Source organism: Actinomadura sp. B10D3 (assembly GCF_039871695.1).
Taxonomy (GTDB): Bacteria; Actinomycetota; Actinomycetes; order Streptosporangiales; family Streptosporangiaceae; genus Spirillospora; species Spirillospora madurae.
Genome location: NZ_JBDPLY010000033.1, coordinates 73,006 through 87,330, shown reverse-complemented (window position 1 = coordinate 87,330; position 14,325 = coordinate 73,006). Strand labels below are relative to the sequence as shown.

Here is a 14,325-nt window from a genome sequence, read left to right as displayed (position 1 = left end):
ATCCGGGGCCGCCTCGGATCGGGCATCACGGCACCAGGCTGCGCAACGTCAGCCCGAGCCCGAGGACGACGACCGTCGCGGACGTTCCTATCGGCATCATTCCGGTCGGGAGCCGCGGCCGCATGACCGGAATGCGCCGCGCCAGGGCGCGCCCGGAGCCGAGGACGAGCAGCCCGACCGACACCAGGGCGGCGGCGAGGCCGAGCCCGTACGCCAGGACGAGGACGACCCCGAACCAGGCCCGCCCGATCGCCGCCCCGCCGACCAGCACCACCACGGCGGACGGGCTCGGGACCATACCGCCCGCCAGCCCCATGAGCACGACCCCGCCGCGCCGCGAAGACGCGTGCGCGTGCCCGTGCCCGTGGCCGTGTCCATGCCCGTGTCCATGCCCGTGCTCGTGGGTGTGGCGGCGGTTGTGCAGTGCGCGGCGCAGCAGCAGCGCCCCGGCCGCCGTCACCAGGACCCCGCCGGCCGCGCCGAGCCAGGGGAACAGGGTCTCGGGCGCGAGGAACGTCCCGGTCGTCACGAGCAGGCCGAGGGCGAGCACCCCGGCCGTGTGGGTGAGCGTGACCGTCAGGCCGAGGGTGAGGACGTCCCGGGTCCGCCGCCGCCCCGTCCCGATGGCGTGCGCCGCCATGATCGTCTTGCCGTGGCCGGGGGCGAGCGCGTGCAGGGCGCCGAGGACCAGCGCGATGAGGAACGCGAGCGCGGCGAAGCCCGGCGTGAGGTCGTGCCGGGCGACCAGGGACGTGAACCGCTGGGTGAGCCCGTCCGCGCCGCGGGGCAGCAGCCGCTCGGGCCCGCCGCCGGACGCCGGGCCCGCGAGCGGTGGCCCGCCCGCACGCACGTCCAGCGCCGCCGACCGCTGGTCGAGCGGTGAGCTGAGCATGCCGTCCGGGTAGGCGGTGAGGCGCCGGCTGCGGGACGACTCCGGCACGCTGGACGCCTTCAGGGTCATCCGGTCGCCGCGCGCGGTGATCTCCCGCCAGCCGATCCGGCCGTCCGCGCCGCCGCCGCGGAAGGTGATCTTTCCCGGCCTGGCAGGCGCGGTGAGCCGGCATTCGAGCCGCAGCGTCGGCAGCCCCGCCTGCCCGCGCGGCGCGGAGGCGGTCGCGGACGCCACGGACGCGGTGACCGCGCGCCCGTTCTCCGCGATGCGCAGCGACGCCGCCGCCCGCCCGCAGGCGCCGCGCGCCCAGGACGCCAGCTCGCCGCCCGACGGGCGCCCGTCCTGGTCGGTGTCGATCGCGGGCATCGCCTGCGCGGCGGGGATCTCGGCGTGGTCCTCGACGTGGTCGATCCGCAGCTCGTGCGGGGCGGTGACCAGCCCGTCGTAGTGGTTCACGGTGAAGTTGCCCAGCGGATGCGCGGCGATCAGCCCGGCCGCGAGCATGGAACCGATCACGGGGTCCCTCCCAGGTCCTCCAGGGCGGCCTTGGCGCGGGGCGCCCACAGGGGCGAGAACCGCGGGTTGCGGCGCAGCGCCTCGGCCAGGTCGCGGCGGGCGGCGGCGCGCTTGCCGAGCGCCTTCTCGATGACGCCGAGGTGGTAGCGGAACTGCGCGCGGCGGTACCCGGTCGCCGTCGCCTGCCGGGCGTAGCGGAGGGCCTCCTCGTCCCGCCCGTTGACGTGCAGGGCCCAGGCCAGCGCGTCCGCCGCGTGCACGCTGCACTCCCGGACGCCGGGGTCCGGGCAGCGGCGCTCGTACTCGGCCCGCGCCGCTCGCAGGGCCGCCTTCGGGTCGCCGTGGTCGCTCTCGGACAGCGCGGTCTCCAGGTCGGCGTCGACCCCGTTGGCCTCGGCGGTCCGCGCCCACGCCGTGGCGACGGCGTACTGCCGTTTCGCCTCGTCCGGACGGCCGGCGGCCTCCAGCAGCTCCCCGTACTCGGTGAGGTACTGCGGCAGCGGGAGCCGGCGGACGATCTCGGCCCGCTCGGCGAGCGCCCCGGACGTGTCGCCCCGCGCGGCCTTGACGCGGGCCTGGCCGTCCAGGGCGGCCAGGTGGCCGGGGGAGAGGCGCAGCGCCTCGGCGTATTCGCGTCCCGCCCGGCCGAGGTCGCCGTCGTTCCAGGCCAGCTCGCCGAGCTGCGCCGCGATGTAGGCGAGGTCGCCGGGGTCGGTCGCCGACGAGCGCGCCAGCCCGAGGACGCGCCGCGCCTCCGGCACCTCCCCGCGCAGCTCCCGCACGTACGCGAGCCGCGTGAAGATCGGGACGCCGGGCCGGACGGAGTCCGCGCGGCGGGCCGCGGCCAGCGCGGCGTCGTGGCGGCCGAGCTCGACCAGCGCGTCCACCCGGACGGCCGCGGCCTTCTGCCCGTGCGGGTTCGCCGCGAGCGCGCGGTCGGCGTACCGCAGCGCCCCGTGGAAGTCGTGCCGCGCCGCCGCGAGGGCGCCGAGTCCGGACAGCGCGGCGTCGTTGCCGGGCGCCTCCCGCAGCGAGCGGTGCAGCACCTCGTCCGCCTTCGGGTAGGAGGCGGGGTCGGCGGTGAGCCGGGCCTGCTCCACGTACGCGATCCCGAGCGACGCCCATGCCGCGGCGTCGTGCGGCTGCTCGCGCACGCGTTCCTGCAGGCCGGCGATTCCGGAGGCCGGGGCCCCGGCGGGGGCCGCCGCGGCGGGCGGCCCGGACGGGCGGCCGAACGCGGCCGCCGATCCGAGCGTGAGCGCCGCGACGAGCCCGGCCACCGAGGCCCCGGCGAGGAGGGGACGCATCGGCTCGCTTACCGTCCCATCCCGGGGAGCCGGCGCCGCCACCACAGCAGCCCGCCGGTCAGCAGGAACGCGGCCGCGCCCGCCGCCGCGGCGGCGGGCAGCAGCGGGATCATCCCGCCGTCGTCGTCCGACCCGGCTGTGCTGTCGGTCGCGCCCGCGTTCAGCAGGGTCACGGTCTCGCCGTCCTTCTTCACCGTGCCGGACGCCTTCGCCCCGGTCTTCTTCGGGCCGCGCACGTCCGACCCCGAGTGGGGCTGCGCCACGTACGGGAACGACGTGCCGAACGCGGCGTCGTTGGTGTTGACCGCGTCGCCGAGGTCGTTCTTCTTGCCGAGCAGCTCGCCCTCGACGGCCTGCAGCGAGATGTCGAGGACGTCGTCGGTGAGCCGCCGCCCGTTCGGGAAGCCCGCCTTGTCGCCGCCGAGCACCCCGAGCCGGTCCGGCGTCGGGGTCGGCTTGATGGAGGTGTTCAGCCGCAGCAGCTCGGCCGGCCGGACTTTCGCCGGCTGGTTCAGCCCCGGTACGCCCGTCAGGAACGCCTGGACGAGGTCCCTGCGCGGGCCGGGCGGCGCCGGGATCTTGTAGATCTTCTCGATCAGCTTCGGCAGCTCGGGGTCGGTGACGAACGTGGCGAACTGCGCGTCGTACCACGGGACGGACGCGTTGAACGTGTCCTTCTTGCCGCGCGGGATGACCACCTCGTTCACCAGTGGGCTCCCGAGCCGCGACACCTGGGTGTACGCGCCGGACGCGTTGAGCCGCGACACCGCCGAGTGCACCCCGATCACCGGCTCCTTACCCTTGACGAGGTGCCGCGTCGGGATCTGCAGCGCGACCGTGTTGACGTTGTAGCCGCTCAGGGTGTCGTTGCCGACCTCCTTCAGGTTCGCCCCGTACAGCAGGTCGAACACCCGCAGGTCGAGGAAGAAGGAGTCGTCGGCCTGCCCGGCGAACGACGTCGTGCCGTCGCCGAGCGGCTTGACGGCCTGGGCGCGCAGCTTCGCGTAGTCCGGCATCGACGCCTTGCCCACGTTGGACGGTGCGACCGGCGCTCCCGAGACGAGCGTTCGGGTGCTGTGCACCTGCCCGCCCACCCGCCGGATCAGGGTCAGGTCGTAGGTCTGCGTGAAGTTGAGGTCCGGGTCGTCCAGGCTCGTCACCGGCCCGGTGTTGTGGAGGAAGGTGTTCGCGTTCTTCAGCCGGTCGTGGAAGCGGAACCGGTAGGTGAGGTCGGGCAGGGAGTCGCCGTCGTTGTCGACGTTCAGCTCGTAGCGGGCGTCCCGCGCGAACTTGTAGAAGTTGGGCCCGCCCGCCGGGTCCTCGAACGGGATGAAGTTCGCGATCAGCGTGGTGGTGTCCGGCTTGTCGGGACTGACGAACGCGTAGACGTCGGTGTTGTCGTACTGCGGCTGCCCGGAGATGAGCGGCGCCTCGCGGTGGCTGGAGGCGGTGCCCTGCTTCGGCGCGAGCCCGGCGAACCCGCCCGCGACCAGCAGGCCCCCCGCGGCGACCAACGCGGCGACCCGCGTGCTGGACCGTGCCCCGGCTGGATGGAGTGTCGGCATCGTGGAACCCTCGCCGGTCTCCGGGTGCCCGCCGCGGCGGCGCCGTTCCGTGGCGCTGGGCTTCGGTGCCGCGACGCCGGATCGACCGGTTTCTTCGCCTTGCCCGCGGATACTTCGCGCGCCCGGCCGAAAGTGATTGGTCGGTACCGCCCCCTGGCCGGATACGGCCTCTTTCGAACCGCAGCGCCGCCGCCGACGTCCCGCCGGGCCACCGGGCGGCCCGGCGTGCCGCCGCCCCCGTTCAGCCGCCGCTCCGCTGGGAGGCGGGCAGGCCGAACGGCTCCGGCTGGGTCCCGTCGAGATCGGTGAAGCCGTACTCGCGGGCGAGGCCGCCCACCGTCAGCAGTTCACCGGTCCTGCTCATGACGTCCGGGTCCGCGGCCAGGCTGGCGACGGCGCGTCCGAGGTACTCGGGCGTCTCGGAGACGCCGAGGTGCCCGGGGGCCAGCGCTACGGCCGCGACCTTGTGGTCGCGCAGGTCCTCGGCCATGCCGAACGCCATCCGCGCGGTCGCGGCCTTCGCGCTGTCGTACAGGACGTTCCCCAGGTAGGCGCCGAAAGCCCAGGCGAGCGTGCTGACGATGAGCCTCGGCCGCTTCCCGGCGCCTTCCAGGAGCAGCGGCGCGGCGTGCCGCCCGGCGAGGAAGTGCGCGCGGACGCCCGAGGTGAACATCGCCTCCCACCGCCACAGCGGTTGCTCCCAGAACGGGACGCCGAAGAACCCGGCCTCCTCCTCACCGGGCCGCTGCTCGTAGCCGCCCCAGGCATTGTTGACGAGCAGGTCAGGTGGCCCTGGTCGCGGCGTACCCGCTCCGCCAGTGCCGCCACCTCGGCGTCGTTCGTGTGGTCACAGCGCACCGGGACGCCGACGCCGCCCCGTTCGGTGAGCGCCTCGGCCGTCTCCTTGATCGTGCCGTCCCGCCCCGGGCCGGAGGGCGCCCCCCGCACGCTGCGTCCGGTGACGTAGACGGTCGCCCCCGCCTCTCCCAGCACGAGGGCGATCCCGCGCCCCGCGCCCCTGCTCGCCCCCGTGACCACGGCCACGGTGCCGCTCAGGTCGACATCGAAGTTCGTCATGGGCAAATAATAAATGAACATTCATGCATAAATCCAGAGCCAGTCCTTCCTCGCCCTCAAGAGCTTCCTGCCCGGCATGCTGGAGAGGAAGGCGGGCTCCATCATCACGATGTCGTCCTCGGCCGGGCGCCTGCCGACCAACCTCCCGGGCGGCGGCGGCAGTCCAGCAGGCCGTCGCCGCCTCGCACCCCCTCGGCCGGCTCGGCGAGACGCGCGACGTCGCGGACGCCGCGCTCTTCCTCGCCTCCGACCGGTCGTCCTGGCTGACCGGCCTCACGGTCGACGTGGCCGGAGGCCGGGTGATGCTCTGACCGTCAGGCCACGATGAGCAGCGGGTTCTGGAGCAGCTCGGCGAGGCGGGCGAGGAACTTCGCGGCGGTCGCGCCGTCGGTGGCGCGATGGTCGACCGACAGGGTCACCGCCATGCGCTTGCCCGGCACGACCTGGCCGTCCCGGACCACCGGCTCGTCCCGGACGGCGCCGACGGCGAGGATCGCCGCCTCCGGCGGGTTGATCACCGCGGAGAACGAGTCGACGCCGAACATGCCGAGGTTGCTGACGCTGAACGTCCCGCCGCTCATGTCCTGCGCGGACAGCTTGCCCTCGCGGGCCTTCCCGGCCAGCTCGCGGGTCTCCCGGCCGATCTCCGAGACGCTCTTGCGGTCGGCGTCCCTGACGACCGGGACGACCAGGCCGTCCTCGACCGCCACCGCGACGCCCACGTGGATCCGCTTGTGGAAGAGCAGGTTCTCCTCGGTGTAGGAGACGTTCACCGCCGGATGCTCGCGCAGCGCGGTCGCCGCCGCCTTCACCACCAGGTCGTTCACGCTGACCTTCGCCGGGGCGAGCGCCTCGTTCAGGGTGGCGCGGAACGCCAGCAGCGCCTCGGCGTCCACCTCGCGGTTCAGGTAGAAGTGCGGCGCCTCGCGCTTGCTCTGGCTGAGCCGCTTCGCCGCCACCTTCCGGAACCGGTTCAGCGGGACGGCCTCGACGTCCGGGTCGTCGGCCTTCTCCTGGACCGGCGGGGCCTGCACGGCCGGTGCCGCCGGAGCGGGGGCCGGTGCGGCGGGAGCCGGGGCTCCGGCGCGGATCGCGGCCTCGATGTCGGCGCGGACGACGCGCCCGCCCGGCCCGGACCCGGTCAGCGTCGACAGGTCGATGCCGTGGTCGCGGGCCAGCCGCCGCGCCAGCGGCGACGACGGCGGGCGCGACCCGCCCGGACGCCGCGGTGCCGGCGCGGGTGCCGCGGGTGCCGCTGCGGGCTCGGGTTCCGTGGCGGGCGCGGGCTCCGGTTCCACCGCGGCGGCCGGTTCTGGCGCGGCGGCGGGTTCGGGTGCGGCGGCCGGTTCGGCCCCGCCCACGGGGGCGATCACCGCGATGGGGGCGCCGATCGCGGCCGAGTCGCCCTCCTTCACCAGGATCTTCTCGAGCACGCCGGCCTCGTACGCCTCATACTCCATGACGGCCTTGTCGGTCTCGATGTCGACGATGACGTCGCCGACCGCGACCTCGTCCCCCGGCTGCTTCTGCCAGGAGCTGATGACGCCCTCCTCCATCGTGTCGGAGAGGCGGGGCATGAGGATCTCGGTCATGAGGTCGGCTCCAGGATCTGGCGGCCGGTCGCGCGGAGCGTGGCGCGGACGGCGGTGAGCAGGGAGTCGGCGGACGGCAGCGCCGCCGACTCCAGGGACTTGGCGTAGGGGAGCGGCACCTCGGCCATCGCGACCCGGCGGACGGGGGCGTCCAGCCAGTCGAACGCGCCCTCCTGGATCGTCGCGGCGATCTCGGCGCCGATGCCGTAGGTGAGCCAGTCGTCCTCGGCCACCACGGCCGAGCCGGTCTTGCGGACCGAGTCCACGATCGTCCGCCGGTCGAGCGGGCGCAGGCTCCGCAGGTCGACGACCTCGGCGGAGATCCCCTCCGCGGCGAGGGTCTCGGCGACGTCCATGGCGACCCGCGCCATCCGCGAGTACCCGATGATCGTGATGTCGGTGCCGGGACGGGTGACGGCGGCGCGGCCGATCTCGGCGGGCTCGATGTCCTCGACCGCGGCGGGCAGCTCGCCCTTGGTGTTGTAGAGCGCGAGGTTCTCCAGGAACAGCACCGGGTCGTCGTCCCGGATGGCGGCCTTCAGCATCGCGGACGCCTCGGCGGGCGTGCTCGGCGCGACGACCTTCAGCCCCGGGATGAACGAGTAGAACAGCTCGACGTTCTGCGAGTGGGTGGCGCCGAGCTGCTGCCCGCCGCCGCCCGGCGTGCGGATCACCATCGGCACGCTGGCCTGCCCGCCGAACATCCCGTAGATCTTCGCGGCGTGGTTGACGATCTGGTCCAGCGCCAGCAGCGAGAAGTTGATCGTCATGATCTCCACGACGGGGCGCAGGCCGAGCATGGCGGCGCCGATCGCGGCGCCGACGAAGCCCTCCTCGGCGATCGGGGTGTCCCGGATGCGGCGCGGGCCGAACTCCTTCAGCAGCCCCTCGGTGATCTTGTAGGAGCCCTCGAAGAGCCCGATCTCCTCGCCCATCAGGAAGACGTTCTCGTCGCGGAGCATCTCGGCGCGGAGCGTGTCCCGGAGGGCCTGGCGGTAGGTCGCGGTTGCCATGGGGGTGCCTCTCAGGAACCGAAGACGGGGTCGGCGGGGAGCCGGCGCAGCTCGCCCGGGACCGGGGTGGCGTAGGTGTAGTCGAACAGCGTGGAGACCTCGGGGGCCGGGCTGTCGTCGGCGAACGCGGCGGCGGCGTCGACCTCGGCCGTCACCTCGGCGTCCAGCTTGTCGCGGTCGTCGTGGGAGAGGATCCCGGCCTCCTCTAGCTCCAGCGCCATCCGGGCCAGGGGGTCGGCGGCCTTCAGCGTCTCCTTCTCCTCCTTGGACCGGTAGCGGGCCGGGTCGACGACCGAGTGGCCCTTCAGCCGGGGGCTGACGGTCTCCAGCAGGTACGGCTTGCTCTGCGAGCGGGCGCGCTCGACGGCGGTGCGCGCGGCGTCCCGCACCGCGACGACGTCGGTGCCGTCCACCCGGGCGCTCTCCATCCGGTACGCGGCGCCGCGCCGGTACAGCTCGGGCTCGGCGGAGCTGTTCTCCACGGTGGTGCCCATGCCGAGGCCGTTGTTGATCACGACGAAGACCACCGGGAGGTCCCAGAGGCCGGCGATGTTCAGCGACTCGTGGAACGCGCCGATGGCGGTCGTCCCGTCGCCCATGTGGCACATGACGACCTCGTCGCCGCCCTTGTAGGAGACGGCGAGCGCGGCGCCGGCCGCGAGCGGCACCTGGCCGCCGACGATCCCGTACCCGCCGAGCAGCCGCGCCTCGGCGTCGAACAGGTGCATCGACCCGCCCCAGCCCTTGGAGACGCCGGTCGACCGCCCGTACAGCTCGGCCATGACCCGGTCCGCGCCGATGCCCTTCGCAAGGGCGTAGCCATGCTCGCGGTAGTTCGTGAACAAGTAGTCGGTGGGCCGCAGCGCGGTCATCAGCCCGACGACCGTCGCCTCCTCGCCGAGGTTCAGGTGGCAGTAGCCGCCGATCTTGGCCTCGGTGTAGGCGCGGGCGGCCCGCTCCTCGAACCGCCTGATCAGCAGCATCTGCCGGTAGTAGCCGACGAGGGTTCCGTCGTCGGGTGCCTTCGGCGATGCCGCGGCGCTCTTCGGGCGGGGAGCCTTCGTGCCGCGCGCGCTCCGGCTCCGCGCCGGAGCGGCCTGGACGGTCTCAGCCATCGGCGATCTTCCCTCTGTCCGGGGCAGCGCCGTAGGATCGCCACGACGCTCCCGATCATCATTGATCTATGATCGATCATATCCGATCCTACCTCGTCGCCTGTCAAGGGTCACTTACCCGTGCCCGAAGGAGAGGCCCGAGGCGGAGGGCGGTGTGCCGGCGGCCCGCAACGCCGCACTTAACGGCCCGCCGTCTACCATGTCATCTCGTGAACGCGCCGATCCCCGCCCAGCTGCTCCGCACCGGACTCGCCGACCAGATCCGCGAGTTCATCGTCGAGGGCATCAGCTCGGGGCGGTGGGAGCCGGGCGAGCGCATCGTCGAGCGGCGCATCGCGAGCGAGCTGGGCGTCAGCCAGGGGCCCGTCCGGGAGGCGCTGCGCCAGCTGGAGGCGCAGCGGCTCATCGAGACGCTGCCGAACCGGGGCGCCCGCGTCCGCGACTTCACCGAGCGGGACCTCGCGGAGATCTTCCCCGTCCGCGCGGGGCTGGAGCGGACGGCGGTGGAGCTGGCGCTGCCCCGCCTCGCCGGCTGCCTGGACGCGCTGGAGGAGCACAACCGCCGGCTGAGCGAGGCCGCCGGGGACGGCGACCTGCACGAGCAGATGCGGCTCAGCATCGCCTTCCACCGCGAGATCGTCGAGTCGGCCGGGAACCGGCTGCTGGTGTCGGTCTGGGAGGGCCTCGGCATCGAGCTGTGGACGACCCTGTCCCTCCGCCTGCACCACACGGAGATCTACTCCAAGTCGGCCGAGCACGCCGAGCTGATCGAGGCGTTCCGCCGCGAGGACCCGCGGGCCCCGCAGCTCTTGCACGACCACGTCATGAACTACGCCCCGTGACCCGCGCCGGACGCGGGGCGGTCACGCCTTCTCGCGGTACGCCTTCGTGAGCTGCTCCTCCGCGTCGTCCAGATAGGAGCGCAGCTCCCGCTCCGCCTCCGCGAAGTCGCCCCGGGCCATCAGGTCGTACAGGCGCCGGTTGCGGGCGAGGTACGGCTCGTGGAACTCGCGCGGCGAGCCCATCTCGTGGAAGACCAGGCGCATCTCGGCCAGCAGGTGCTCGATCACCTCGTAGGCCCGGGGGCTGTCCATCAGCGCGACGATCGCCTTGTGGAACAGGATGTCGGCCGTTCCGACGTCCTTCCAGTCCTCGGCCGCGGCGGCGCGCTCGCCCGCCAGCACGGCGGCCTCCACCCGGCCGAGCGTGGCCGGGGGCCCGCCCGCCGCGCCGCGCACGGCCTCGCACTCCAGGAGGCGCCGGACGCGGTAGAGGTCGGCGAGGTCGTCGGCGGGGACGCGGCGCACGAACGTGCCGCGGTTGAACTCGTGGACGAGGAGCCGCTCCTTGACCAGCATCTGGAACGCCTCGCGCATCGTGTTGCGCGACACGTCCATGGCCTTCGCGAGCTCTTTGTCGGGCAGCCGCGTCCCGGGGACGAGCCGGCCGTCGGTGATCTGGGCGCGGAGCAGGTCGGCGACGCGGGCGGCGGTGCTCGACCGGTCCAGGCCGTGCCGCGCGGCCGCGATCTCGTCGAGCCACGGCTCCCGCACCGTCATCGGCGTCCTTCCGGAGAGCGCGGCGGAGCGCCGCCGCGGACGGGTGTGCCCCGCAAGCGTATCCCATCGGGACGGAAATACCTCAACAAGGGGATTGCCGGATTGTTGAACAATCTCTACGCTGTCGGAAAGCTCACCCCCTGGAAGGGGCCCGCCCATGTCGGACCGGACCACCCTGGACAAGACCCCCGCCCCGGCCACCCCCTCGCGCCGCTCCGCCCTCCTCGGCGCGATGTTCCTGATGGCCACCAGCGCCATCGGCCCCGGCTTCATCACCCAGACCACCGTGTTCACCGCGAAGCTCGGCGCGGCCTTCGCGTTCGCGATCCTCGTGTCCGTGCTGGTGGACATCGCGATCCAGCTGAACGTGTGGCGCGTCGTCGGCGTCTCCGGCATGCGCGCGCAGGAGCTCGGCAACCGGGTGCTGCCCGGCGCCGGCTACGGGCTCGCCGCGCTGGACGTCTTCGGCGGCCTGGTCTTCAACATCGGCAACATCGCCGGCACCGCGCTCGGGCTGAACGCGCTGCTCGGCCTGGACGTCAAGATCGGCGGCGCGGTCTCCGCGATCGCCGCCATCGCGATCTTCCTGATCCGGCGGGCCGGCGTCGCGATGGACCGCATCGTGGTCGTGCTCGGCGCGCTGATGATCCTGCTCACCCTGTACGTGGCGTTCGTGTCCGACCCGCCGCTCGGCGACGCGCTGAAGCAGAGCGTCGCGCCGGAGACCGTCGACTTCCTCGTCATCACCACCCTGATCGGCGGGACGGTCGGCGGCTACATCACCTACGCCGGCGCGCACCGCATGATCGAGTCCGGGCTCACCGGGAGCGAGAACGTCCGGGAGATCAACCGCAGCGCCGTCACCGGCATCCTGGTGACCGGCCTGATGCGGGTGCTGCTCTTCCTCGCCGTCCTCGGCGTGGTCGCCGGCGGCGTCACGCTGGCCAAGGAGAACGCCCCCGCCTCCGCCTTCGAGCACGCGGCGGGGGAGGCCGGGCTGCGCCTGTTCGGCCTGATCATGTGGTCGGCGGCGATCACCTCGGTCATCGGCGCGTCCTACACCTCGGTGTCGTTCCTCGTGTCCTTCTCGTCCTTCGTCGAGCGGTACCGCAACCGCCTCGTCGTGGCGTTCATCCTCGTCTCCGCCTCCATCTACCTCGTGATCGGCACGACCCCGGCCAAGCTGCTCATCCTCGCGGGCGCGCTGAACGGCCTGATCCTGCCGTTCGGGCTGGCGGTGCTGCTGTGGGCGGCGGGCCGCCGCCGCGACCTGCTCGGCGGCTACCGGTACCCGGTCTGGCTGCTCGTCCTCGGCGCCGCCGCCTGGCTGCTCTCGCTCTACCTGGGCTGGAACAGCCTGTCCGGGCTCGACGACCTGTGGAAGTGAGGGGCGGGTGCGGATCCTCCCGAGCGGCGACGCGGCGCTCCTGGTCGAACTGCCGGACCTGCCGGCGATGCTCGGCCTGTACGCGGCGCTGTCGGCGGCCCCGCCCCCCGGCGTCGCCGACCTGGTCCCGGCTGCCCGCACCCTGACCCTGCTGCTCGACCCGTCCGCGGACCCGGCCGCGGTCGCCGCCATGGTGCGCGCGACACGGCCGGGCACGGCGGACGACGCCGCCGGCACCGCCGAGATCCCCGTCGTCTACGACGGCGAGGACCTCGGCGAGGTCGCCCGCCTCACCGGCCTCACCCCGGCCGGGGTCGTCGCCGCGCACACCGGGACGCCGTGGCGGGTGGCCTTCACCGGCTTCGCGCCCGGCTTCGGCTACCTGGAGGGCGGGGACCCGCGGCTGGACGTCCCGCGCCGCGCCACCCCGCGCGTCCGCGTCCCGGCCGGCGCGGTCGGGCTCGCCGGGCGCTTCAGCGGCGTCTACCCCGTCGAGTCCCCGGGCGGGTGGCGGCTCATCGGGCGCACCGAGGCCGTCCTCTGGGACCTCGACCGCGAGCGCCCCGCCCTCCTGCGCCCGGGGGTCCGGGTCCGCTTCGTCCAGCGGGAACCATGAAGCGAGGGCTGGACGTTGTCGCGACAGGGCCGCTGGCTACAGTCCAGGACCTGGGCCGCCCGGGTCGCGCGGCGCTCGGCGTGGGGGTGTCGGGCGCCGCGGACCTGGGCTCGCTCCGCCTCGCCAACCGGCTGCTCGGCAACCCCGAAGGCCACGCCGCGATCGAGATCACGTTCGGCGGCCTGCGCGTCCGCTCCCGCGGCGGGGTGTTCGCCGCGGTCACCGGCGCGCCCGCCCCGCTCCTGGTGGACGGCCGTCCCGAGGCGTCCTACGCGATCTTCCACGTTCCGGACGGCGCCGAGCTGCGGGTGGGCTCCCCGCCCGCCGGGCTGCGCAGCTACCTCGCCGTCCGCGGCGGCATCGCCGTCCCGCCCGTCCTCGGGTCCCGCTCCGCCGACACGCTCGCCGGGCTCGGCCCCGCGCCCCTCAAACCCGGCGACCTCCTCCCGGTCGGCGCGCCGCCCGCCGCCGCGCCGCTCCTGGACGTCCTGCCCGTCCGCCCCCCGCCCGCCGGGGATCTCGAACTGCGCGCCATGCCCGGACCGCGCGCCGACTGGTTCGTCCCCGGTGCGCTGGACGTCCTCTTCACCGCCCCGTTCACGGTCACCAGCGAGATCGACCGGGTAGGGATGAGGCTGGACGGACCCGCGCTGGCCCACGCCGGCCGCGGTGAACTGCCCAGCGAGGGGACGGTCACCGGAGCGCTGCAGGTCCCGCCGTCCGGCCTGCCGGTGCTGTTCCTCGCCGACCGTCCGCTGACCGGCGGGTACCCCGTGATCGCGGTCGTCGCCCGCGACGACGTGGGGCGCGCCGCCCAGGCCCGTCCGGGACAGCGGCTCCGCTTCCTCCCGCAGCCCGCGCCACCCCTCGGAAAGGAGAGACCATGACCGCCCCCCTCGACCCGGCCGCGCTGTCGCCCGAGCAGGCCAGGGCGCTGTTCCGGGAAGGACTGCGCGTCCCCACCTCGGGATGGTGCGCGGGCTGGACGCAGGCGAACCTCATCGCCGTCCCCCGGGAACAGGCCTACGACCTGCTGCTGTTCGCGCAGCGCAACCCGAAGCCGTGCCCCGTTTTGGACGTCACCGAGCCCGGTGAGGTCTCCGCCTCGCTGTTCGCCGGCGACCTGCGCACCGACCTGCCCGGCTACGTCGTCTACGAGCACGGCGAACCCGTCGCCGAGGCGACCGACGTGACCGGCCACTGGCGCGACGACCTGGTCGCGTTCCTCATCGGGTGCAGCTTCACCTTCGAAGACGCCCTCCAGGAGGCCGGCGTCCCCGTCCGGCACATCGAGCAGAACCGCAACGTCCCGATGTACCGGACGAACCGGATGTGCCGCCGCGCCGGCGACTTCGGCGGCCCGCTGGTCGTCTCGATGCGCCCGGTCCCCGCCGCGCAGGTGGCCGACGCCGTGCGGGTGACGTCCCGGTACCCGGCGGTCCACGGCGCGCCCGTGCACGTCGGCGACCCCGTCGAGCTCGGCATCGAGGACCTGTCCGCCCCCGACTTCGGCGACCCGGTCGACGTGCGGGTGGACGAGATCCCGGTGTTCTGGGCGTGCGGCGTCACCCCGCAGGCGGCCGTGATGGCGTCCCGCCCGAAGCTCGCCATCGGGCACGCCCCCGGCCACATGGCGATCACCGACGTTCGCGACACCCGGTACCTCGTGCCCTGAACCGGCATAGG

At 73.9% G+C, this 14,325-nt stretch carries 12 protein-coding genes and 1 pseudogene; 5 read left to right on the top strand and 8 right to left on the bottom strand.

Annotated elements, in window-relative coordinates:
* Window positions 1-25 precede the first annotated feature (25 nt).
* From ABGB11_RS35455 to pdhA, 7 genes and pseudogenes are all read right to left on the bottom strand, one after another.
* Window positions 26-1,408, bottom strand: a complete 1,383-nt coding sequence (locus ABGB11_RS35455) for a High-affinity nickel-transporter (protein WP_347639861.1) — start codon at window positions 1,406-1,408, stop codon at window positions 26-28.
* Window positions 1,405-2,715 (bottom strand): hypothetical protein, encoded by a 1,311-nt coding sequence (locus tag ABGB11_RS35450; RefSeq protein ID WP_347639860.1) that lies wholly within the window; start codon window positions 2,713-2,715, stop codon window positions 1,405-1,407. The genes ABGB11_RS35455 and ABGB11_RS35450 overlap by 4 nt, the downstream gene beginning before the upstream one ends.
* A gap of 8 nt (window positions 2,716-2,723) precedes the next feature.
* On the bottom strand, window positions 2,724-4,280 hold the full coding sequence (locus ABGB11_RS35445; RefSeq protein WP_347639859.1) for a DUF4331 domain-containing protein: 1,557 nt from the start codon (window positions 4,278-4,280) through the stop codon (window positions 2,724-2,726).
* 241 nt (window positions 4,281-4,521) lie between these two features.
* Window positions 4,522-5,357, bottom strand: a pseudogene (locus ABGB11_RS35440) (SDR family NAD(P)-dependent oxidoreductase).
* A gap of 314 nt (window positions 5,358-5,671) precedes the next feature.
* Window positions 5,672-6,949 carry a dihydrolipoamide acetyltransferase family protein gene (locus ABGB11_RS35435; protein WP_347639858.1) on the bottom strand — a complete coding sequence of 426 codons (1,278 nt, stop codon included), beginning with the start codon at window positions 6,947-6,949 and terminating at the stop codon, window positions 5,672-5,674.
* Window positions 6,946-7,962: an alpha-ketoacid dehydrogenase subunit beta gene (locus ABGB11_RS35430; protein WP_347639857.1), complete on the bottom strand. Its 1,017-nt coding sequence runs from the start codon at window positions 7,960-7,962 to the stop codon at window positions 6,946-6,948. Before ABGB11_RS35430 ends, ABGB11_RS35435 begins: the two co-directional genes overlap by 4 nt.
* Before the next feature lie 11 nt (window positions 7,963-7,973).
* Window positions 7,974-9,077, bottom strand: coding sequence for a pyruvate dehydrogenase (acetyl-transferring) E1 component subunit alpha (gene pdhA / locus ABGB11_RS35425; protein ID WP_347639856.1), 1,104 nt, complete (start codon window positions 9,075-9,077; stop codon window positions 7,974-7,976).
* Between the two features lie 209 nt (window positions 9,078-9,286).
* Between pdhA and ABGB11_RS35420 the strand changes: the two genes are divergently transcribed.
* A complete protein-coding gene (locus ABGB11_RS35420) occupies window positions 9,287-9,919 on the top strand; it encodes a GntR family transcriptional regulator (protein ID WP_347639855.1) in 633 nt (210 codons plus the stop codon).
* 21 nt (window positions 9,920-9,940) lie between these two features.
* Here the strand turns inward: ABGB11_RS35420 and ABGB11_RS35415 are convergent, their stop codons facing one another.
* Entirely contained in the window at window positions 9,941-10,636 is a 696-nt protein-coding gene (locus ABGB11_RS35415) for a GntR family transcriptional regulator (RefSeq protein ID WP_347639854.1), read from the bottom strand.
* A gap of 157 nt (window positions 10,637-10,793) precedes the next feature.
* Here ABGB11_RS35415 and ABGB11_RS35410 point away from each other — a divergent pair, with 157 nt between their 5' ends.
* From ABGB11_RS35410 to ABGB11_RS35395, 4 genes are read left to right on the top strand one after another with little or no spacing between them, the layout of a single operon-like run.
* Complete coding sequence (locus ABGB11_RS35410) at window positions 10,794-12,023, top strand: NRAMP family divalent metal transporter (RefSeq protein ID WP_347639853.1); 1,230 nt, start codon at window positions 10,794-10,796, stop codon at window positions 12,021-12,023.
* Between the two features lie 7 nt (window positions 12,024-12,030).
* Window positions 12,031-12,639: an allophanate hydrolase subunit 1 gene (locus tag ABGB11_RS35405; protein WP_347639852.1), complete on the top strand. Its 609-nt coding sequence runs from the start codon at window positions 12,031-12,033 to the stop codon at window positions 12,637-12,639.
* On the top strand, window positions 12,636-13,526 hold the full coding sequence (locus ABGB11_RS35400; protein ID WP_347639851.1) for a biotin-dependent carboxyltransferase family protein: 891 nt from the start codon (window positions 12,636-12,638) through the stop codon (window positions 13,524-13,526). Before ABGB11_RS35405 ends, ABGB11_RS35400 begins: the two co-directional genes overlap by 4 nt.
* Window positions 13,523-14,314, top strand: coding sequence for a putative hydro-lyase (locus ABGB11_RS35395; RefSeq protein ID WP_347639850.1), 792 nt, complete (start codon window positions 13,523-13,525; stop codon window positions 14,312-14,314). Before ABGB11_RS35400 ends, ABGB11_RS35395 begins: the two co-directional genes overlap by 4 nt.
* The last annotated feature ends 11 nt before the right edge of the window (window positions 14,315-14,325 follow it).